The 20,359-nt window shown below is 64.8% G+C and carries 20 protein-coding genes; 11 read left to right on the forward strand and 9 right to left on the reverse strand.

What is annotated here, in order from left to right; all coding sequences use genetic code 11:
• Positions 1-79 precede the first annotated feature (79 nt).
• From ACSBM8_RS16285 to ACSBM8_RS16310, 6 genes are all read left to right on the forward strand, one after another.
• Positions 80-1,027: a hypothetical protein gene (locus ACSBM8_RS16285; RefSeq protein WP_442679040.1), complete on the forward strand. Its 948-nt coding sequence runs from the start codon at positions 80-82 to the stop codon at positions 1,025-1,027.
• 461 nt (positions 1,028-1,488) lie between these two features.
• Positions 1,489-1,893 (forward strand): hypothetical protein, encoded by a 405-nt coding sequence (locus ACSBM8_RS16290; protein WP_442679041.1) that lies wholly within the window; start codon positions 1,489-1,491, stop codon positions 1,891-1,893.
• A 66-nt stretch (positions 1,894-1,959) separates the two neighbouring features.
• Complete coding sequence (locus tag ACSBM8_RS16295) at positions 1,960-2,745, forward strand: hypothetical protein (RefSeq protein WP_442679042.1); 786 nt, start codon at positions 1,960-1,962, stop codon at positions 2,743-2,745.
• A 7-nt stretch (positions 2,746-2,752) separates the two neighbouring features.
• Positions 2,753-4,375, forward strand: a complete 1,623-nt coding sequence (locus ACSBM8_RS16300) for a ShlB/FhaC/HecB family hemolysin secretion/activation protein (RefSeq protein WP_442679043.1) — start codon at positions 2,753-2,755, stop codon at positions 4,373-4,375.
• Between the two features lie 103 nt (positions 4,376-4,478).
• Positions 4,479-4,835, forward strand: coding sequence for a DUF6481 family protein (locus ACSBM8_RS16305; RefSeq protein ID WP_442679044.1), 357 nt, complete (start codon positions 4,479-4,481; stop codon positions 4,833-4,835).
• A gap of 27 nt (positions 4,836-4,862) precedes the next feature.
• A complete protein-coding gene (locus tag ACSBM8_RS16310; protein WP_442679045.1) occupies positions 4,863-5,534 on the forward strand; it encodes a hypothetical protein in 672 nt (223 codons plus the stop codon).
• Here the strand turns inward: ACSBM8_RS16310 and ACSBM8_RS16315 are convergent, their stop codons facing one another.
• From ACSBM8_RS16315 to ACSBM8_RS16355, 9 genes are all read right to left on the reverse strand, one after another.
• The gene (locus ACSBM8_RS16315; RefSeq protein ID WP_442679046.1) at positions 5,535-5,681 is read right to left on the reverse strand and encodes a hypothetical protein; all 147 of its coding nucleotides are present in this window, start codon (positions 5,679-5,681) and stop codon (positions 5,535-5,537) included.
• Between the two features lie 143 nt (positions 5,682-5,824).
• Positions 5,825-6,484, reverse strand: a complete 660-nt coding sequence (locus ACSBM8_RS16320) for a glutathione S-transferase (RefSeq protein ID WP_442679047.1) — start codon at positions 6,482-6,484, stop codon at positions 5,825-5,827.
• Positions 6,447-7,412 carry an oxygen-dependent tRNA uridine(34) hydroxylase TrhO gene (trhO, locus tag ACSBM8_RS16325; protein ID WP_442679048.1) on the reverse strand — a complete coding sequence of 322 codons (966 nt, stop codon included), beginning with the start codon at positions 7,410-7,412 and terminating at the stop codon, positions 6,447-6,449. The genes ACSBM8_RS16320 and trhO overlap by 38 nt, the downstream gene beginning before the upstream one ends.
• 18 nt (positions 7,413-7,430) lie before the next feature.
• Positions 7,431-7,805 (reverse strand): hypothetical protein, encoded by a 375-nt coding sequence (locus ACSBM8_RS16330; protein ID WP_442679049.1) that lies wholly within the window; start codon positions 7,803-7,805, stop codon positions 7,431-7,433.
• A gap of 63 nt (positions 7,806-7,868) precedes the next feature.
• Positions 7,869-8,594, reverse strand: a complete 726-nt coding sequence (locus ACSBM8_RS16335; RefSeq protein ID WP_442679050.1) for a DUF72 domain-containing protein — start codon at positions 8,592-8,594, stop codon at positions 7,869-7,871.
• A 36-nt stretch (positions 8,595-8,630) separates the two neighbouring features.
• Complete coding sequence (locus ACSBM8_RS16340; RefSeq protein ID WP_442679051.1) at positions 8,631-8,996, reverse strand: hypothetical protein; 366 nt, start codon at positions 8,994-8,996, stop codon at positions 8,631-8,633.
• 149 nt (positions 8,997-9,145) lie between these two features.
• Positions 9,146-10,024 carry a transglutaminase family protein gene (locus ACSBM8_RS16345; protein WP_442681623.1) on the reverse strand — a complete coding sequence of 293 codons (879 nt, stop codon included), beginning with the start codon at positions 10,022-10,024 and terminating at the stop codon, positions 9,146-9,148.
• Between the two features lie 13 nt (positions 10,025-10,037).
• Positions 10,038-12,569 carry a circularly permuted type 2 ATP-grasp protein gene (locus ACSBM8_RS16350; protein ID WP_442679052.1) on the reverse strand — a complete coding sequence of 844 codons (2,532 nt, stop codon included), beginning with the start codon at positions 12,567-12,569 and terminating at the stop codon, positions 10,038-10,040.
• A gap of 22 nt (positions 12,570-12,591) precedes the next feature.
• A complete protein-coding gene (locus ACSBM8_RS16355) occupies positions 12,592-15,951 on the reverse strand; it encodes a transglutaminase family protein (protein WP_442679053.1) in 3,360 nt (1,119 codons plus the stop codon).
• Between the two features lie 113 nt (positions 15,952-16,064).
• On the opposite strand from ACSBM8_RS16355, the gene ACSBM8_RS16360 reads away from it, so the two are divergent.
• The 5 genes from ACSBM8_RS16360 (at position 16,065) to ACSBM8_RS16380 (ending at position 20,334) form a co-directional block, all read left to right on the forward strand.
• Positions 16,065-17,177, forward strand: coding sequence for an S-(hydroxymethyl)glutathione dehydrogenase/class III alcohol dehydrogenase (locus tag ACSBM8_RS16360; RefSeq protein WP_442679054.1), 1,113 nt, complete (start codon positions 16,065-16,067; stop codon positions 17,175-17,177).
• A 16-nt stretch (positions 17,178-17,193) separates the two neighbouring features.
• Positions 17,194-17,583, forward strand: a complete 390-nt coding sequence (locus ACSBM8_RS16365; protein WP_442679055.1) for a VOC family protein — start codon at positions 17,194-17,196, stop codon at positions 17,581-17,583.
• Between the two features lie 8 nt (positions 17,584-17,591).
• A complete protein-coding gene (locus ACSBM8_RS16370; protein ID WP_442679056.1) occupies positions 17,592-17,948 on the forward strand; it encodes a cupin domain-containing protein in 357 nt (118 codons plus the stop codon).
• Positions 17,949-18,041: 93 nt separating this feature from the next.
• Complete coding sequence (gene fghA, locus ACSBM8_RS16375; RefSeq protein ID WP_442681624.1) at positions 18,042-18,878, forward strand: S-formylglutathione hydrolase; 837 nt, start codon at positions 18,042-18,044, stop codon at positions 18,876-18,878.
• 31 nt (positions 18,879-18,909) lie between these two features.
• A complete protein-coding gene (locus ACSBM8_RS16380) occupies positions 18,910-20,334 on the forward strand; it encodes an amino acid permease (RefSeq protein ID WP_442679057.1) in 1,425 nt (474 codons plus the stop codon).
• Positions 20,335-20,359: the final 25 nt, after the last annotated feature.

Here is a 20,359-nt window from a genome sequence, read left to right on the forward strand (position 1 = left end):
AGCGAGGCGGCTGAGGCGATGACACCCCATTTTGCATTGGTGACTGCCAAAGCGACGTCAGGTTAGGCCAGGTGCCGCATTGAGCCCGCTCCGCTTCCGCGCGGGATATGCCAAATATTCGGACCTCGCGATGCTGCTGGCCTATGCCGGGGAAAGCGATCCGTTTGATCCGCCGACCATGGTCATCGTCCTCGACAGCGCACAGGCCCCCTGCGAATGGGGCTTAGAGAATTTGGACGACGTCTTTGTGGATGTCTGCGCCTTCCAGACGGGTGCGATGGGCCGGCCAGCCTTCGTGTGCGTCTCCGAAGAAGGCAAAGTATGGTTCCAGCGCGAGCCGCGCATCGTGGAAGACATTGCCCATGCGGGCCTTACAAAACCCACCTCGCTCAAGCTCGGCGCGATCGGTGGCATCCGCCCGCTTGGAAACGCTCTGTATGCCTTCGGATATGCCGGCCAGATCTACCGACGGACCGAACCGGGAATGTGGGACCATTTCGACGAGGGAATCCTCGGCGCGCCCGGTGACCAGCATGACGTCACCGGCATCTGCCTGTTTGACGAGACTTTCTATGCTGTGACCAGAATGGGAGGCCCCGGCCGCATCTACACGCGCCGTGGCGAGACGTGGGTGCCAGCGGTCAATCCATCGGGCGAATGGCTGAACGCGGTCGAGGCGGACCAGGAGGGAATTGTCTGGATCTGCGGCCGGAACGGCACGCTGATGAAGGGCAATGCCGCACACGGCTTCGCCTTGCTCAGTGGCGCACGATGCGCGGAGGAATTTCTCTCCATCGCGCTCTATCGTGGCCAGGTCTGGCTGAGCTCGGCGACATCGCTCTACACCTGGACGGGGGATCGATTGGTAAAGGTCGCTACGGGCCTCTCGCCCAGCGTCCGCAACGCCCATCGACTGCAGGTTGTGAACGGCGTGCTCTGGTCGTTCGGCTATGACGACATACTGCGATATGAAGGGGAGACATGGACGCGCTTCGCGTGCCCCGGCACGGCGGCCTACAATGGATGATCCGAACGGCATGAAAGCAGGATGACCGCACCGCGCGGATAGGTGCCCATCACGCGTCGGTGGAATCCAGCTTCATAGTGCGGGAGACGGCGCCTCATGTAATCGCGTGCGGGCGTGTGCGACGCACAACATCCGGCTATAGGATAGTGAAAGCGGGAGTTCATGGGGAAATAGGAATTGCTTGATGCATGGGGATCCTTAACAGGCACAGTGACATGCCAACGTTATTCTGCCCACATCTACTCTCATCGCGACGATATGATGATAGGCCGCTGGTTACGCGTCTCGTCAACAAGCCTTCTACGCCATTCATTCCAAACATCATTGCAACACAGCCGCGCATGTCGCCGCTACTCTGATGCGACGCAGCATTAGTTCAGATTGGAGTAATTTTTTGGAGGAAATGCGGAACGTCGACAATCTCCAATAGGTTTCAACAACCTAGTCTTTGGAGATGTGAAATGCGTAAAGCTTTCTCTTACAAGATTGTGGCAATCGGCTGTATAGCCGGCATTGGAATGGTGGGTTCAGCCAACGCTCAACTTGCCACCGCGACCAATAATCTCGTTACCGCGCGTACGACGCAGAACCTTGCCGGCGTGGCGGTCGGTACGGGAACGCAGCAAGGCGCGTCTGTGGTCGACGTTCAGTCGAAGGGCCGTCCGGTCATCGGCGTGGGTGTCGGCTCCGGTAAGGTCGATCATTTCGGATCCGCTGCTTCGGTCAGCGTTGCCAACAATGCCCGGATCGTCGGCGTCGATGGCCCCGGCGGCGTACACAGCCCGAACAGCGTCTCTGTGCGCAATCCCACGCAACGCCCAATCCTGTCGGGGGTCGGGAACGCACCCGGCGCGCTACCTCACTAGGATGAAGGATTAGTGGTGCGCCGCTACCCGCAAGGTTCGGCGGCGCACCATCTTCTTGGCCTCAGGATGAAAGGCCTCACCATCATTAGGCATGTCCACGCGCGTTTTGCGCTTCTGAGCACCGCCCTGGCCCTGCTGTCTGGCTGCGCGACGGGGTCGAGCCTGTCCATATCGCAGGCCCCGCTCAGCTTCGTGCTGACGGACGATGGCGCCTATGAGATTGCCGCCGCTCAGGACGGCACCGCACAGGCGCTGGCAGAGGCCGGCACGATCCAAACCGGCGTGCCCGGCTACGCCATGCTCGGCGGCAATGCGCTGCTTCCGGTATCGGCGGTAAGGCCGACGCCGACCTTGGCCGCCGTATCGAATGCCGCGACACTAGGCGCAAGCGAAGCGGCATTGACCGTTGCGCCAGGGCAGGTGGCTTTGAACGCCAACCTGGCTGGCCAGATCAAAACGTCACTCGCCGCCAATCTGCCCGCACTTTCAGCCACCAATAGCCTTGCTTTGACTGGGCCGGGCACAGCGATCACCACACAGGCCGGGGCTACGCTTGCGCCGATCGCAACGATTGCCACCCCGGCAACGACCGCGCTCGCGCCGGTTACAGCAGCGCTGGCGCCCGTCACCTCGGCTGCGGCGCCACTTACCTCTGGAACATTGACGACCGCGGTGACGCTGCCTGCGCCGACGGCCGTCGCCACACCGGCGACAACGCTGACCAACCCGTCGCTCACGACCGTGGCTTCCGTGCTCGGGTCGGTCGTGCCACCTTCTGCAGCATCGGTCCGCGCGCCGAGCAACCCCGTTTTGGCTACGATCGCTGCCGCGCTCGGCCGGCGCTGCTGCTAAGCCGTCGATGCGGCTCCTTAGCCTGCTGCCTATTGCCGCTTCGCTTATACCGGTCGCTGCGCAGGCGCAGGACAATGCGCGCAGCGGCATCGTGCCGCCGGATCGGGCGGATCGGCGCCCGGCGACGCGCCCGGGACATGGCCGTGCCGTCAGGCAACTGCCGCCGCAGCGCGACGTGGCGCCCGTTCAGCGGTTTACGTTGACCGGAGTGACAATCGAAGGATCCACGCTTCGCCCGGCGGAGCTGGTACCGGTTTATGCCCGCTTCATCGGCACGGCCGTGGATGCGACACAGATGCAGGCGATCATCAACGAGATCGGCCAAATCTATGAACGTTCCGATATTGCCTTGTACACGATCCTCGCGCCGGACCAGGATTATGCGGGCGGCGTGCTTCGCCTGACCGCTGTTGAAGGGCATATCGAAAGCGCCGTGGTACGCGGCGCCGGAAGCAAGATGCGGCGGCTCGTCGGCCGCTACGTTGCGCCGCTGATGCGGGAAACGCCGCTGCGCAAGAGGAGCCTGCAGCGCTACGTATCGCTGATACGGGACATTCCGGGCCTCAATCCCATTGTGGATTTCGAGCGGGGCAGCCGCCCTGGCGGGGTGAAGCTCGTCATTGCCGCCAAGCCACGGCCATTCCAGCTGGGCCTTGGCATCAACAATCGCGGCACCGCCCTGCTTGGCAAGACGCAGGCCCAGGTCGATGTCTACGCCAATAGCCTGCTATTGGGCGGCGACCAGATGCGCCTGAGCTATGCACGCCCGATACGGGCCGCCTATTACCAATCGATCAGCGCGGCCTATGCCATGCCGCTGAATGCCGATGGACTGACGCTGCAGGTCAATGCCGGCAAATTGCGCACACGGCCACGCGATCTGCCCCTCAATGGCCATGCCACCAGCGGCGGCACGCAAGTGAGCTACGCCGCGATCCGCAGGTACGACACCAACTTGGTGGTAAGCGCCGGCTTGGACGGCGTGAACAGCGACAATGCCTTCCTGGGCTTCACCTTTTCGAACGAACGCACGCGCGCGCTACGCTTAGCGGCGTCGCTGACGCTCAGCAGCGAGACAAACCTGTTTTCCGTCAGCGCGACCCAGAGCTTCGGGCTCGACGCACTGGGCGCGCGCCTGCTCGACCCGACCGTATCACAATTGGACTTCCGCAAGATCAACTTGCGCCTCGGCGACAACAAGGTGATCGGCAAGTCGTGGATCCTGCGTATGAACGGATCGGCCCAGTTCACCAGCGACCGACTTCCTTCGACCGAACAATTCACGCTGGGCGGAGACGAATTCGGTCGCGCTTATGAAACCGCCTTAATCTCCGGCGATACGGGGTACGGAGTATCGGGTGAACTGGCCTTTCACCCTGTCAAAGTCCCGCCCATCTTGAGCGGCAGCGAAGTCTACATGTTCGTGGACCGCGGCAGCGTGCGGTATCGCAGTCGCAACGGCTTTGCTGCCAGCAGGAGCCACTTGGGATCTTGGGGCGGCGGCGCTCGCATCGCCATGATCAACCGTGCCATCATCCAGGTGGAGGCGGCCCACGGCTTCAACAATCCGGTCTTCTATGCGGATCGCCGCAATTGGAGAGTGGTCCTCTCCGTGCGATCGATCATCTAAGCCGGGCTTCCGCATCGAACGGACTGCCCGAAGCTGACATTATCTGCTAACACGCCGTTTCCCCAACTTAACTGCAAGACATAACGAAGGATTTTCGACGCCTATGCCGCCTTTCAAAGACCCGGGTTTTCAGGAGCGTGCCACGCTCGCACGCGATGCCAAGATGAAGGCGTTGGAGAAGCTGCGGGCGAAGCCACCGGTGGACGAGGCCGTATTGGCGGAGCGACGCGCCGCCGCCGAAGCGCGGGAAGCCGCCGAAGCGGAGAAGCGCCGGCTGAAGCGCGAAGCGGAAGAACAGGCCAAAGCCGAACGTCGTGCCAAGGCCGAAGCCGAGGCACAGGCCGCCGCAGAGGCCGAAGCCGCCCGTCTGGCGGCCAAGGCTGTCCCCGTGAAGACGGAGGCTGAGAAGAAAGCAGAACGCGACGCGCGCTATGCCGCACGCAAGGCCCGCAGGTCCTGATCTTGTCTTTCACCGGCCCGCGCTGACATGCTCACGCGCACACTGATCGACAGCGCCGATATTCCCGGCGGTGGTTCGTTGCGCCTGATGCAGCGCGGGCAGGAATATTCGATCATGCTCGGCAGCAACGAGCTGATGAACAGCCGGGTCAAAGGCTCCGAAGAAGCGCTGGCGACGTTGGCCGCCGATCGGATGCCGGGCGGCAAAAGCCCGCGCATTCTGATCGGCGGTCTGGGTATGGGGTTCACGTTACGCGCGGCGCTGAATATCGTCGGGCCCGGCGCGGTGATCGTCGTGGCAGAGGTCGTCCCGGCTGTGATCGAATGGGCGCGCGGCCCTCTTGCCGAGCTGTTTGCCGGCAGCCTCGACGATCCGCGGGTCGACGTGCGATTGACCGATGTCGGCTCGCTGATCGCGCAGGCCGGCGGCCAATATGATGCCATCCTGCTCGATGTCGACAATGGCCCGGACGGGCTGACCCTCAATTCCAACGACCGGCTCTATAATCGCAGCGGTGTGCGCACGGCGCTCGCGGCGTTGCAGCCGGGCGGCGTGCTGGCGGTCTGGTCGGTGGCGCCCCACCCCATCTTCGCGCAGCGGCTGGAAAATGCGGGGTTCGAAGTGGACGAGCAGGTCGTACGAACCAACGCGGGGCGTGGCGCGCGCCACATCATCTGGCTGGCGAAAAAGCCTGGTTGATCACGCCTCGTCGGTGCGGCGCTTGATCTTGTTGGGCAAATTCTTGCCCTTGGTGCGGCGCGACGGCACCTGAACCGGGTTTTTCTTCTTCCACTCCGCCCACGTCATCGGACCGTCGGGTGTCTGGATGATATCGTCGTCTGCCATAGGCTTGCTCCTAAGATCCGTTCGTCCAGCCGCTACCACCGCCTGTGCCGCCCGATCCTGCGTGCCGCGTCATGGGTTGCCGGACCTGGAAATAGCGTAACTCCAAAGCCGCGCCTTGGTCTCCACCCCTTTAAACAACCCCATCAGTGTGGTGCTGGAAACAGGGTTGGCGGATCGCCGGCCTGCCAGACCGGCAGCCGGACCATGGCGTCCGCGAATAGCACGGAGGCGAGGTGGGCGGTCAGCCAGCGCTGCAATGCGGGAAAAGGCTGTGCATCGAACCAGGGCCGATCAATCTCCGCAAATTGCCGCACGAATGGCAGCAGCGCGATGTCGGTGAGGCTACGGGCGTCACCGCAGAGATTTGCCGTTACGCGCAGCCGTGTCTCCAGCGGGGCCAGCAACAGCAACGCCTGCTGCCGATGGTCGCCGCTCTCGGCATAGCGGCCGGGATATTTCGCGCGATCGAGATGATGTTTGAACGCACCGTCATTAGTGGCGATCAGCGCGGCATCGTCGCCCCGCAGCCAGCCCTCCGGATCGTTCCGCGCAAGCGCCCAGCGCATGATGTCGAGGCTCTGTTCGATCACGCCCCCATCCGGCAGCACGAGTATTGGCACGGTCGCCTTGGGGGAAGCCGCGATCAGCTCGGCCGGCTTCGTGCGAAGCTTGACCTCCCGAATCTCGCATAACGTGCCGCTGACGAGTAGCGCCATGCGCGCCCGCATCGCGAACGGGCAGCGGCGGAAGCTATAGAGAATACGCTCAGTCGTCACGGGCCCGCATATGCGTTGCGCCAACATGGGCCTGTCCCCGCGCCGCGGCCAAGCGGGTCTGTCGCTCCCGCTCGGCATAGCCGGCACGCTGTTCTTCCGTGCGCTCGGCATGGCAAGCGGGGCAGCTGACGCCTTCCTGGAAAAGCGGTGAGGCGCGATCGTCCGGCCGGATCGGCATGCGGCAGGCATGGCAGAGTTCGCACTCGCCCTGGTCCAAACCGTGCACGACGCTGACACGCTGATCGAAGACGAAACATTCGCCCTCCCACCGGCTTTGCTCGGGCGGGACCGTCTCGAGATATTTCAAGATGCCGCCTTCGAGGTGGTAGACCTGCTCGACGCCCTCACTTTTGAGGAAGGCGGTCGCTTTCTCGCACCGTATGCCGCCAGTGCAGAACATCGCCACCTTCGGCGCATCGTCCCCCAGCAGCTCGTCACGATGCGCACGGAACCACGCAGGGAAGTCGCGAAAGGTGCGGGTCTGCGGATCGATCGCGCCGGCGAAAGTACCGATCGCCACCTCATAATCGTTGCGCGTGTCGATGACGATCGTCGCCGGGTCGTCGATCAACGCGTTCCAATTTTCCGGCGCCACATATTCGCCCGCATTGGCGACCGGATCGATATCCGGCTCCCCCATGGTCACGATCTCGCGCTTGGTGCGGACCTTCATGCGGTGGAAGGGCAGCGCATCCGCCCGCGATTCCTTGAAGCCGAGATTCGCACAGCCCGGCAGGGCACGGATATGATCCAGCACCCGTTCGATCGAGTCGTCGCTGCCGGCGATCGTGCCGTTGATCCCCTCGCCCGCCACCAACAGCGTGCCTTTCACACCTTGCTCCTCGCACAGCCGCGCCAGGGGCGCCTGCACCGCGGCAGGGTCCGCAAAGCGGGTGAAATGATAGAGCGCCGCGATCCGGACGGGCGGGCGCGGGCGGCTGAGGGCAGGCTGCAATTCTGGCTCCAGATCGGGCTATTTGGCCTTGGGCGCGGGGGCCTTCGGCGCAGCCGGCTTCGGCGCGGGACCGGCCGAAGCCTGCAGCGCCTTGACCTTGTTGGCCAGACGGGCAGCACATGTGGTCATCGTCGGCGCGAGCTCGGCGGTTTTCATTGTCCGCCCCTGCGCCAGGAGCGCCGAATTCAGCTGCTGGACCGACAGCCGGGTATCGAGGCGGCCGAGATAATAAAAGGACGCGGCCTTGGCGAGCTGCTGGCCGCCAGGATCCTTTTCTTCCTTCATGAAGAAATTGCTCGCGACGGCACACTTCACGTCCTGATCGACGGTTTGCGCGGCGATCGGAGCGGCAATCATCGCCGCGAGGGCAGCTGAGATGAACGGACGTATCATGTTTGTCTTCCTATGATTGTCGGACCCTTGCCACTTTCTGCCCTGCGTGACGAGGGCCGAGCGCTACAGCATCGCGTCAAGCATCAGCGCATCCTCCATCGCTGCCGACGAGGCCGTGTTATCGAACATGCACCAAATCGACCGCCCGACACGGATGTCCGCCTGCATGCGGGCGAGATAGGTTTGCAGCCGATCCCGGCCGTAGGCTGATCGATACATGACGGGCGATCCGTGCAGCCGCCAATAGTGTAGACTGGCGCTTCCGCCCGGCTCGGCGGCGGCGGCGATCGGCGCCGGATCGGCCGCCACCCGGGCTATGCCGAGCTGTTCGAACAGACCGCTGACGTCCGTTGTGAACCAGCTGGGATGGCGTGGCTCGCAGGCAATGCGGGCGCCCGAACTGCCCGCCAACCGCGTCAGGAACGGGGCCGCTATCGTCGGCGCATAGACAAGACTGGGCGGCAATTGCAGGAGCAGGATAGCGAGCTTGTCGCGCAACCCTGCTATCTCGGCAAGAAAGTCAGCGAGGAGCGTATTGCAGTCGGCCAGCCTGTTTCGGTGGCTGATTTCCTTCGGCAGCTTGACCGCGAAGCGAAAAGAGCCGGGCACGCTGTCCGCCCAGTTCGTCCACGTCGATTGACGATGCCGGCGGTGAAAGGACGAATTGATCTCTACCCCGCCAAACCGCGCGGCGTAGCGCGCGAGCGCCGATCCCTCGGCGGGAAAGGCGTCGCGACAAGCAGCCGGGATCGACCAGCCCGCAGTCCCTATAACGATCGGCGCCGTCATGTGCCCGGCGATGCGCGCTGCTCCGCCGGGCTGCTATCATTGCGTATCGTTGGTGGGCTTGCGACGACGCGTCGATGTCGCGCGGCCGCCTGCCGCACGGGTAGTCGACTTTGCGCGGCGGGTGGTGCTGGCGGGTTTGGCCCTGGGCTTACGTGCGGCCGCCCGTGGTTGCGGCTTGGCTTTCTTGTCACCCGAAAAGAACCAGGCGGCGAGCAACGCGGCCGAGCCCAGCCCGATCGCCAAGCCAATGCCGAGCGCGGTGCCGCTGACTGCCGGCAAATCCTGGGAGTCGGACGACTTGGTCGCCACATCCGGCGGGACGGCCGACGACGTGTCGTGGGGCGGTTCCTGCAAAGGATAGGGAGACTGGTTGCCCGGCGGCACTGGCGGCGAGTGAGTCAATGGACATCCCTTTCGTTGTGAATGATCTGAACGCTTACTTGGCCGCCGGGTTGCCATGGCAGGAAACTGTGCCCGAGACCCTTACGATCGATCCTGGAGATTGTCGCACCGTCGAGCCGGCGACTCTCCTCTCCTCGCGGACGCGCAATTCAGCCGAGCGGCTCGACATCCACCGCGACATCGATCTTTTGCCCGTCGCGGCCCAGGAAGATCCCGTCGATCGGCGCCACGTCCGCATAATCGCGGCCGATCGCCATCACGATATGATCCGGCCCCATCGTAACGCCGTTGGTCGGATCGAAGCCGATCCAGCCTCGGTCGGGCCCGCACCAGATCAATACCCACGCATGGGTTGCGTCCGCCCCGACCAGCCGCGGCTTTCCGGGCGGCGGGAGTGTCCGCAGATAGCCCGAAACATATGCGGTCGCGAGCCCGGCGGAGCGGGCGCCGGAGATCATGATCTGCGCAAAATCCTGGCAGACGCCATGCTTTTTCCGGAAGGCTTCGGCCGGGCTGGTATCGAGCTGGGTCGCGCTGCCATCGTAGCGGAATTGCGCCTTGATCGCCTTCGCAAGCGCCAGCCCGGCTTCGACCACGCCACGGTCCGGCCGCAGCTCCGCCGCGCACCAGGCAGCAATTTCCGGGAAAGCCGCGATCAACGGCGATGGGAAGAGATAATTGGCCGGCGCGGTGGGGCTCAGGTCGCGAACCTCGCGCGCCAGGCGCGCGGCATCTTGGACGCTGACGTCCTCGGCCGCCGGCACGGGCGCGATGCGATCGACGAGGATGCGGGCGCGGCTTTCGATCCGCAATTCGGTTGCGGCTTTGGTGACGACGATCCGCGTTGTGTGGACGGGGTAGCCGCTGGATCGCCCCGTATCCTCCGACGTCGCCGGATTGATCACCAGCGCGTGATCCTCCAGCCACTGGCCATCCCAGGCAATCGGCTTGAGGCGCAGGTTGCAGCGCGCGAACCGCACCGGAAACGCGTAACGGAACCGTGTCGTGTGCGTGATGGCGTAGCGCATCATACAGCCCCGCTCATGCCAAGGTCATCGCGGCGGCCCGTACGGTCTCGGCCCCCTGCAGGAAGAAGCGCGCGGCAATTGCGTCGCTCAATGCCGCCAGCCGGTTCTCGATCCCCAACAAGGTCGCGGGCGACAGGGATTCCGGCTTCACCGTCGTGACCATCAGCGCCAGTTCGTTGGCGAGCGATACGTGATCCTCTTCCAGCCCATCGTCGCGCAGCGACGGCAGCGCCGCGAGATGCTCGCGCAGCCGCGCGACCTGGAAGCCAAGGCTGCGCGGATTATAGGGGTCGAGCATGACGAGGTCGCGTACCGGTACCAGCGCCAGCCCGGTCATATAGCGCGCACGATAGCTGATCTGGCTGTCCATCAAGTCGAGCAAGGTGGTCAGATCGTCGGCGGTCGCCGCTTCGCTCGCGAAAATCCGCGTCAGTCGGCACGCCACCAGCGCGCGTTCCAGCCGCCGGCCCAGATCGTGGAAGCGCCACCCGGCGGTTCGCCCCATATTTTCCGCTGCCAGCCCCGCGAGGGCGGCGAAACGCTCCTGCAACTGGCCGACACGATTGAGCATCGCGGTCGCGTCACCGCCCGGACCGGCCGGCAACGGCATGTCGATCAGGCGCCACACATCCGCGGATAAGCGATCGCGAATGCCGAGCGCGATCCCGTGCACCGTCTGAAAAAGCGTGCGGATACTGGCAAGGCCGCTGCCGTCGAGCGCCGCTTCAGCCAACTCGGCAAGATCCCGGATCGCGCCGGGATCCTCATCGTCATCCTCTTCCTCGTCCGGATCCTCTTCGATGCGGGCAGCCCCGCTCGAGATGAGCATCGTCGCAAGCCGGTCGAGCGTCACCGGTACCAGGCTGGCGCCGCCATCCGCGTCAATCGTCCCGCCCAGGGTTGCGCGCACCAACTGCAGCGTCGCCTCGCCGCGCTCCAGATAGCGGCCAAGCCAGAACAGATTATCGGCGGCGCGGCTCGGAAGCGTGCCCGGATTGCGACGCACGGCAACATGCTGCGGCAACAGCGAGACCGGCTCCTGCACCTGAAGCGACACGATCCCGACATCGGCCGAGAAAGCCCCATCGCCCATGATCGTCGCCCGCTCATCGGCCACGTTGCCCAGCCGCGCGAAGCCACCGGGCATGACGATCCAGCGGCCGTCCTGATCGCGCGCGGCGAAGGCGCGCAGCGTGAAAGGCCGCGCCACCAACCGTCCATCGGCTACCACCGGCATGGTCGAAAGCCGCACCACTTCGCGTCCGACATAATCCTGCGGGCGGATCGTCATGGCCGCGGTCAGCGCCGCCCGGCCCTGCCGGTCCAGGCTCGATCCCAGGATCGTGCCGTCGGGCAGGCCGGCGACATTCTCCGAAAAAGCGGGGCTGATCAGCAGATGATCGAGCCGTGCCAACATCTGCTCGCAGGGCCCCTCCTGCCCGCACCACCAGGTCGCGATGTTGGGGAGTTTCAGCTTCTCGCCAAGCAGCTTGCGCGCCAAGGCCGGCAGGAATGCCGCAAAGGCGGGCGATTCGATCACGCCTACGCCCGGCGCATTGGCGATCACGGCTTCGCCCGACGCGATCGCATCCATGAGGCCGGGCACACCGATATGGGAGGTCGAATCGAACGCGAGTGGATCCAACAGGCGCGAATCCATGCGCCGCCACAAGGCGTCGACCCGCTTCAAGCCTTCGATCGTGCGGACATAAAGGCGATTGTCCCGCACCGCGAGATCGTCGCCTTCCACCAATAGCAGGCCCAGATAGCGCGCGAGATGCGCCTGTTCCGGGTAACTTTGGTTGAACCGTCCGGGGGTCAGCAACCCGATGCGCGGATCGGATCGCTTGCAGGCCGCTGCCAGCCCCTCCCGAAATCCGGCGAAGAAGGGGGCCAGACGCTGCAGGTTGAGCCGCGTCTGCAGCGCGCCCATCACGCGGCTCGCGGCCAGCCGGTTCTCCAGCGCATAGCCGGCGCCGACGGGTGCGCGCACCTGATCGGCCAATACGCGCCACTCGCCGTCCGGTCCGCGCCCAAGATCGACAGCATAGATGTGCAGCCGGTGCCCGCCGGTCGGCTCCATCCCGATCATCGACCGCCAGAAATGGCGCGACCCCGTCAGCAGCGGCGCCGGCAGATGGCCGTCGGCCACCAGCGCGCCCGGCCCATAAATGTCGGCCAGCACCCGCTCCAGCAATTCGGCCCGCTGGGCGACCCCCTCCGCAATCTCCTGCCATTCATCCTCGCCGATCAGCAGCGGCAACGCGGACAGCGGCCATGGCCGTTCCGACGGATCGCCCGGCAGGCGAAAGGCGGTGCCGATCTCGTCCACCTGTCGGCCCACCCGATCTTGCAACCGCTGCAGCCGCCCCTCGGTCAGCCCGGCGACGCCGTCGAACAGATGGTGCCACCAGCGCGCGCCCCGGCCCATGTCGTCCCGTACGACGTCGCCCGCATTCGCTTGCGAAACATAGGATTCCAGCCAGCCCTGCCCCCAGGAGGGCATGCCCGGCAATTGCGCCATATTGGTGCCCCCCGGCGCCATGGCTACGTCCTCCGTCCGCGCATCACAGGCCCACCGGCCGACGTAGATCCAGCGTCATCGGGAAATCGCCCGCATGTTCCGCGGGCGGCATCGCGATGTTGCCCGGCGTGTGGCCATGCTCGACAAAGCGCGCCTTGCGCCGGGCTTCGGCCTCATAATCGTTGACCGGCACATGGTCGTAATTGCGACCGCCCGGATGGCCGACATGATAGACGCAGCCACCCAGCGACCGCCCGTTCCAGCTATCGAGCAGATCGAACGTCAGCGGCGCATTCGACGGTAGCCGCGGATGCAGGCAATTGGCCGGCTCCCAGGCTTTGTAGCGCACGCCGCCGACCGCCTCGCCTTGCGTCCCCGTCGCCGTCATCGGCACGCGCCGCCCGTTACAGGCGATGATGTGCCGCCCAGGCACCAGGCCGGTGGCGCGGACCTGCAACCGCTCGGTCGAGCTGTCGACATAGCGCACCGTGCCGCCGATCGCGCCGGTCTCGCCCAGCACCGGCCACGGCTCCAGCGCATGGCTGATCTCCAGCCCGACCCCGCCGGCGGTGATGCTGCCGTGGACCGGGAAGCGGAACTGGCGCTGCGCCTCGAACCAGGCCGGATCGAAATCGTAGCCCGCCCCGCGCAGGTCGCCGAGCACCTCGAGGAAATCCGCCCACACGAAATGGCCGAGCATGAAGCGGTCGTGCAGACTGGTGCCCCAGCGTACGAGATTCCCGCTTTGCGGCGCGCGCCACAGCCAGGCGGTGATCGCGCGGATCAGCAATTGCTGGGCGAGGCTCATCTTGGCTTCGGGCGGCATTTCGAACCCGCGGAACTCGACCAGGCCAAGCCGGCCGGTCGGGCCGTCGGGTGAGAAGAGTTTGTCGATGCAGATTTCGGTGCGGTGCGTGTTGCCCGTGACGTCCACCAGCAAATTGCGGAACAGGCGATCGACTACCCAAGGCTGCGGCGTGTCATTCTGCCCGGCGAAAGGGTTGGGCACCTGCGCCAGCGCGATCTCCAGCTCGTATAGCCCGTCGTGGCGTGCCTCATCGATGCGCGGGCTCTGGCTGGTCGGCCCGATGAACAGGCCGGAGAACAGATAGCTCAGCGACGGATGACGCTGCCAATAGAGCACCAGGCTCTTGAGCAGGTCAGGCCGGCGCACGAACGGGCTTTCGATCACCGAACGGCCGCCCAGCACGATATGGTTGCCGCCGCCGGTGCCGATCGAACGCCCGTCGATCAGGAATTTGTCCGCCGTCAGCTTCTCCGCCCGCGCCATGTCGTACAGGCTGGTCGTGAGATCGACCGTCTCGTCCCACGTCGACGTCGGCTGGATATTGACCTCGATCACGCCGGGATCGGGCGTCACCTTCAACACCTGCAGGCGCGGATCGGGCGGCGGGGCATAGCCCTCGATCCGCACCGGGATGCGCGTCGCCTGCGCGGTGCGCTCGACCGCCGCGATCAGTGCAAGATAATCTTCCAGCGTCTCGGTCGGCGGCAGGAAGACCGCGACATATTCGCCGCGCGGCTCGACCGTCATCGCGGTGCGGACCGCGCCCTCAATGATGACCTGCTCGGTCCGTTCCTGCGCCGATTGCCCGTCGGGCGCCATCGCCACCGCTTCGCTGCGCTGCGGATGCTGGTCCGTGGCCGTGGGCGGCGGCCCCTGCTCGCGAAAATCGGGCAGCGGTCCGCGTGGCTCGGTCGTGTCGCGCACGTGCAGGAAGGGGTAATCCGACTTCGGCACGTGCGGCAGCGATCCGAGCGGCAGGCGGTAGCCGATCGCGCTGTCGCCGGGGGCCAGGAACAGCCGCCCACGACGCACGCGCCATTGCTCGCTCTTCCAGCGGCGCGGCTCGGGCTGGGCCGCCGCCTGCCACGCCTGGATCGGCAGGACATAGCCCACCGGCCGCGACAGGCCATGTTCGAACGCCTTCACCATCCGCGCCCGCACTTCGGGATCGTCAATCTTGGGATCGGTCGGGTCGGTATTGGCGGGCAGATCGCCTTCCTTCAGCGACCATTCGACCGGGTCCTCGAAGGCTGGCTGCACATAGTCCTGCGACACCTCCAGCATATCGGCGATCGCCTTCAGGAAGCGCTCGGCCTCCTCGACGTCGAGCTGGGTGACGTCATGCCCGCCGTCGACCGCGATCAAACTGGTGTCGCGCCACACCGGCACACCATCCAGCCGCCAATAGACCGAATAGCCCCAGCGCGGCAGGCTCTCGCCCGGATACCATTTGCCCTGGCCGTGATGGATCAGCCCGCCCGGCGCGAACTTATCGCGCATCCGCCGGATCAGCCGATCCGCATAGCCCGCCTTGGTCGGCCCGACCGCATCGGCATTCCATTCCGCCGCCTCGGGGTCGTCCGCCGCCAGGAAAGTCGGCTCGCCGCCGGTGGTGAGCCGCACGTCTTGCGCGACCAGATCGGCATCGACCTTGCGGCCCAGCGCATCCAGTGCCGCCCAGCGCGCGTCGGTGAACGGCTTGGTGATGCGCACCGCCTCGGCGATGCGCTGCACGTCCATCTCGAAGCCGAATTCGGTCTGCGCCGGCTCCAGCAACATGCCTTCGATCGGCGTCGCCGACCGATAATGCGGGGTCGCGCACAGCGGGATATGACCCTCGCCGGCAAATAGCCCCGACGTCGGGTCCATCCCGATCCAGCCCGCGCCGGGAATATAGACCTCAGCCCAGGCATGGAGGTCGCATACGTCGCGCGCCACGCCCTTCGGCCCTTCCACGGGCACGACGTCCGGCGTCAATTGGATCGAATAACCCGACACGAACCGCGCCGCAAAGCCCAGCCGCCGCAGCAACTGCACCAGCAGCCAGCCGGAATCGCGGCACGATCCGGTGCCGATCTCCAGCGTCTGCTCCGGAAATTGCACGCCCGGCTCCAGCCGGATGACATAGCCGACCGTCTCGTTGACCACCCGATTGATCTCGACCAGGAAATCGATCGTCCCCATCTGTACGTCGCGAAAGCGTTCGTACAGCGCGTCGAACCGCGCGCCCTGCGGCTCCAGCTCGAAATAGGGCGACAAATCGGTCTTCAGGTCCGGGCTGTATTGGAATGGCCGCGCGGTCGCATAATCCTCGACGAAGAAGTCGAACGGGTTGATCACCGTGAGGTCCGCGATCAGATCGACCGTGACGCGAAATTCCGTGGTCGGCTCCGGCAACACCACCCGCGCCAGCCAATTGCCGTGCGGATCCTGCTGCCAATTGACGAAATGCTGCTCGGGCAGGATCGTCAGCGAATAATTGGGGACTGCCGTGCGGCTATGCGGCGCCGGGCGCAGGCGGATGACCTGCGGCCCGAGCATGATCGGCCGGTCATACCGGTAGGACGTAACATGATGGAGCGCCGCCTGAATCATCTGTGCACATGCAGCACAGGGCCGCCCCCCCGGCAAGCGCGCATCGCCTTGCCTTTTGCGATACCCATCGCCATCGCCACCGCAACACGCCCCTCTTTCGCACAGGAAATGCCATGAAGACCCGTGCCGCCATTGCATTCAAAGCAAAGCAGCCGCTGGAAATCGTCGAACTCGATCTCGACGGCCCCAAGGCGGGCGAAGTCCTGATCGAGATCATGGCGACCGGCATCTGCCATACCGACGCCTACACATTGGACGGGCTCGACAGCGAGGGCCTGTTCCCCGTCGTCCTCGGCCATGAGGGCGCGGGCATCGTGCGCGAAGTCGGCCCCGGCGTCACCAGCCTCCGCCTCGGCGATCATGTCATCCCGCTCTACACGCCCGAATGCCGCCAGTGTAAGTCGTGCCTCAGCGGCAAGACCAACCTTTGCACCGCCATCCGCGCGACCCAGGGAAAGGGCGTGATGCCGGATGGCACCAGCCGCTTCCGCTACAAGAACCAGCCGATCTTTCACTATATGGGCTGCTCGACCTTCTCCAACTTCACCGTCCTACCGGAAATCGCCGTCGCCAAGATCCGTGAAGACGCGCCGTTCAAGACCAGTTGTTATATCGGCTGCGGCGTCACCACCGGCGTCGGCGCGGTCGTCAACACCGCCAAGGTCCAGGTCGGCGACAATATCGTCGTCTTCGGTCTCGGCGGCATCGGCCTCAACGTGCTGCAGGGCGCGAAGATGGCGGGTGCCAACAAGATCATCGGCGTCGATATCAACCCCGACCGCGAGGAATGGGGCCGCCGCTTCGGCATGACCGACTTCATCGACGGACGCGGCAAATCGCGCGAGGACGTGATCGCCGCGATCCTGGCGCTGACCGACGGCGGCGCCGATTATACGTTCGACTGCACCGGCAATACCGAAGTGATGCGCACCGCGCTGGAAGCGTGCCATCGCGGCTGGGGCACCTCGATCATCATCGGCGTGGCCGAAGCGGGCAAGGAGATCGCCACCCGCCCGTTCCAGCTCGTCACCGGCCGCAACTGGCGCGGCACCGCCTTCGGCGGCGCCAAGGGCCGCACCGACGTCCCCAAGATCGTCGACTGGTATATGAACGGCAAGATCGAGATCGACCCCATGATCACCCACGTCCTGACCCTCGACGAGATCAACAAGGGCTTCGACCTCATGCATGCCGGCGAAAGCATTCGCAGTGTCGTCGTCTACTGACCGGGAGGAAGAGCCGATGTTCAGCCATATCGTAATCGGTGCCGACGATCTCGACGGCGCCAGATTGTTCTTTGATACAACGCTCGGCGCGCTCGGGGTCTCGCCCAGTCAGGCCGGCGAGAACGGCCGGCTTATCTACATGCATGGCGGCAGCGTGTTCATGGTCACCCGCCCGATCGATGGAAAGCCCGCCTCCTGCGCCAATGGCGGCACCGTCGGCTTCCAGGCGGCCTCCCCCGCAGCGGTCGACGCCTGGCATGCCGCCGGGGTCGCGGCCGGGGGAACATCGTGCGAAAATCCGCCCGGCATCCGGGAAGGCGGCTTCGGCAAGCTGTACCTCGCTTACCTGCGTGATCCCTCGGGCAACAAGCTCTGCGCGGCGCATCGCTTCCCGCCCGAGGCCTGAGCCGGTCGATGCAAGACAAGGTCAATCTCGCCGAGAAGCTGGCCAGCTTCTCCGATCATTGGAAGCCGCGCATCGTCGCCGGCTATAACGGCAACGACATCATGGTCGTGCGGATCGAGGGCCCCTTCGACTGGCACAAGCATGACGAAACCGACGATCTGTTCCTGGTGATTGAAGGCAGGCTCGACATCGAATTGCGCGACCGGATTGTGACGCTGAATCCGGGCGAATTGTTCATTGTGCCGGCGGGCGTGGAGCACCGCCCGGTCGCGCGTCATGGCGAGGTGAAGATGCTGCTGATCGAACCGAGCGGCACGCCCAATACCGGCGATCCCGCGACAGCTGTCGAAAAGCTGATCATATGAAGGCTTGAACGATCCGATCGTCCTGAGCGAAGGCGAAGGACGTTGCCGATCGATGGGCTTCGACTAGGCTCAGCACGAACGGAATAGGTGACCATGGAAACCCTCTCGACCAACCTCGCCCATGGCGGCACCCAAGGCGTTTATCGCCACAGCTCGGCGGCGACCGACACCGACATGACCTTGTCGGTCTTTGTGCCGGATCATGCCGACGGGGAGAAATTGCCGGTCGTGTGGTATCTCTCCGGCCTCACCTGCACGCATGCCAACGTCACCGACAAAGGCGAATATCGCCGCGCCTGCGCTGAACATCGCCTGATCTTCGTCGCGCCCGATACGTCCCCGCGCGGCGAAAGCGTGCCCGACGATCCGGACGGCGCCTATGATTTCGGCCTCGGCGCGGGTTTCTATGTCAACGCGACCCAGGAACCATGGGCCGCGCATTACCGCATGGAAACCTATGTGACCGAGGAATTGCCGGAGCTGATCCGCGCCGAATTCCCGGCCGATATGACCCGTCAGTCGATCATGGGCCATTCGATGGGCGGCCATGGCGCGCTCACGATCGGCCTGTCCTATCCCGATCGCTATAAAGCGGTGTCTGCGTTCGCGCCGATCGTCGCGCCGTCGCGCGTGCCGTGGGGACAGAAAGCGCTCAGCGGCTATCTGGGCCCGGATCATGGCGCCTGGCGCCGGCACGATGCGGTCGCGCTGATCGAAGACGGTGCGCGCGTCGCGGAATTGCTGGTCGATCAGGGTGCGGACGATCAATTTCTCACGAGCGAATTGCGCCCGGACCTGTTGCGCCACGCGTGCGATCAGGCTGGCATCGACCTTACGCTCAACATTCGGGCCGGCTACGATCACAGCTATTATTTCATATCGACGTTCATGGCCGATCAGCTCGCCTGGCATGCCGCGCGGCTGCGATAGACGATAAAGCCCATTATAAAGGGAGGGCAGAATGTCGGGATTGTTCAGGCGCAAGCCGATCGAGACAGCGGCAACGCGGGGAGGCGACCGGCTTGCCCCTACCCTGTCCTGGCCGCACCTGATTGCGCTGGGCGTCGGATCGATCGTGGGCACCGGCATCCTGACGCTGATCGGCACCGGGGTCGGCCGCGCCGGGCCGGCCATCCTGCTGTCCTTCGCAATTGCCGGCGTGATCTGCGCCTGCGCCGCACTGGCCTATTCGGAAATGGCGACCATGATGCCCGCGTCGGGTGGCGCCTACACATATAGCTATGCCGTGCTGGGAGAGGTCATCGCCTGGATCGTCGGCTGGAGCCTGATACTCGAATATTCCTTGGTCGTATCGACGGTCGCGGTCGGCTGGTCGGGCTTTGCCGCGCCCTTGCTGATCGCCAACGGTTTTCCGCCGACGCTGACGGAGGGGCCATCCCTTGGCGGCATCGCCAATCTTCCGGCGATCTTCATCATTGCGGTTGTTGCCGGTCTGCTCTGCTTCGGCACGCGGGAAAGCGCGCGGTTGAACACCCTGCTCGTGGTGATCAAGATACTGGCGCTGATCCTGTTCGTTGCGGTGGCGCTGCCTGCTTTCAATAGCGCCAACCTGCATCCGTTCATGCCCTATGGCTTTGCTAAACATGCCGTCGTGGATCAGCTTGGAAACGTCACCGAGCGCGGCGTGATGGCGGGCGCGGCCATCATCTTCTTTGCCTTTTACGGCTTCGACGCCATTTCGACGGCGGCCGAAGAAACGAAGAAACCCGAACGCGATCTTGCGATCGGTATCGTTGGATCGATGCTCATCGCGACGCTGGTCTATGTGCTGGTCGGCGTGGCCGCGGTCGGCGCGGTGCCGTTCCTGCGCTTTGCCGGCAGCCCGGACACGCTGTCCCTGATCATGCGGGAGATGGGGCATGACACGATCGCGCAGATCATCGCAATCAGCGCGATCGTCGCCTTGCCGACAGTGGTGCTCGGCTTTCTCTATGGGCAGAGCCGGATATTCCTGGTGATGGCGCGCGACGGCTTCCTGCCGTCCCAGCTTGCCACCATGTCCGCGCGGGGCACGCCCGTGCGCATCACCATCGTCACGGCCATCGTCGTCGCGGTCATCGCCGGCGTGCTGCCGATCGATCAGATCGCCGCACTCGCCAATGCCGGCACGCTCATCGCCTTCATGGCGGTGGCCGCCTGCATGCTGGTGATGCGGCGCCGCGCGCCCACTCTCCGACGCCCGTTCCGCACCCCGTTGGTCTGGGTGGTGGGGCCGGCCGCAATCCTGGGCTGCCTCTATCTATTCGTCAGCCTGCCGACCAAGACCCTGCTCTGGTGCCTCATCTGGAATGGGATCGGCATTCTCATCTACACCGTGTACGGGCGGCGACACAGCGCGTTGGGTGAGGTTAAAGCCGGCGCCTGACAATGGACGGACTTCGGTAGCCCAG

This window comes from Sphingomonas sp. ASY06-1R (assembly GCF_052180265.1).
In the GTDB taxonomy this organism is placed as follows: domain Bacteria; phylum Pseudomonadota; class Alphaproteobacteria; order Sphingomonadales; family Sphingomonadaceae; genus Sphingomonas_I.

Bases quoted from the DNA above. Each gene is read 5' to 3' on its own strand.
- ACSBM8_RS16295 (WP_442679042.1), top strand. From the start codon at position 1,960: ATGAAAGGCCTCACCATCATTAGGCATGTCCACGCGCGTTTTGCGCTT.
- ACSBM8_RS16350 (WP_442679052.1), bottom strand. From the start codon at position 12,569: ATGGCGCCGGGGGGCACCAATATGGCGCAATTGCCGGGCATGCCCTCC.
- ACSBM8_RS16300 (WP_442679043.1), top strand. From the start codon at position 2,753: ATGCGGCTCCTTAGCCTGCTGCCTATTGCCGCTTCGCTTATACCGGTC.
- ACSBM8_RS16290 (WP_442679041.1), top strand. From the start codon at position 1,489: ATGCGTAAAGCTTTCTCTTACAAGATTGTGGCAATCGGCTGTATAGCC.
- ACSBM8_RS16360 (WP_442679054.1), top strand. From the start codon at position 16,065: ATGAAGACCCGTGCCGCCATTGCATTCAAAGCAAAGCAGCCGCTGGAA.
- ACSBM8_RS16305 (WP_442679044.1), top strand. From the start codon at position 4,479: ATGCCGCCTTTCAAAGACCCGGGTTTTCAGGAGCGTGCCACGCTCGCA.
- ACSBM8_RS16370 (WP_442679056.1), top strand. From the start codon at position 17,592: ATGCAAGACAAGGTCAATCTCGCCGAGAAGCTGGCCAGCTTCTCCGAT.
- ACSBM8_RS16345 (WP_442681623.1), bottom strand. From the start codon at position 10,024: ATGCGCTACGCCATCACGCACACGACACGGTTCCGTTACGCGTTTCCG.
- ACSBM8_RS16310 (WP_442679045.1), top strand. From the start codon at position 4,863: ATGCTCACGCGCACACTGATCGACAGCGCCGATATTCCCGGCGGTGGT.
- ACSBM8_RS16335 (WP_442679050.1), bottom strand. From the start codon at position 8,594: ATGACGGCGCCGATCGTTATAGGGACTGCGGGCTGGTCGATCCCGGCT.
- ACSBM8_RS16365 (WP_442679055.1), top strand. From the start codon at position 17,194: ATGTTCAGCCATATCGTAATCGGTGCCGACGATCTCGACGGCGCCAGA.
- ACSBM8_RS16315 (WP_442679046.1), bottom strand. From the start codon at position 5,681: ATGGCAGACGACGATATCATCCAGACACCCGACGGTCCGATGACGTGG.
- fghA (WP_442681624.1), top strand. From the start codon at position 18,042: ATGGAAACCCTCTCGACCAACCTCGCCCATGGCGGCACCCAAGGCGTT.
- ACSBM8_RS16330 (WP_442679049.1), bottom strand. From the start codon at position 7,805: ATGATACGTCCGTTCATCTCAGCTGCCCTCGCGGCGATGATTGCCGCT.
- ACSBM8_RS16355 (WP_442679053.1), bottom strand. From the start codon at position 15,951: ATGATTCAGGCGGCGCTCCATCATGTTACGTCCTACCGGTATGACCGG.
- ACSBM8_RS16380 (WP_442679057.1), top strand. From the start codon at position 18,910: ATGTCGGGATTGTTCAGGCGCAAGCCGATCGAGACAGCGGCAACGCGG.
- ACSBM8_RS16320 (WP_442679047.1), bottom strand. From the start codon at position 6,484: ATGTTGGCGCAACGCATATGCGGGCCCGTGACGACTGAGCGTATTCTC.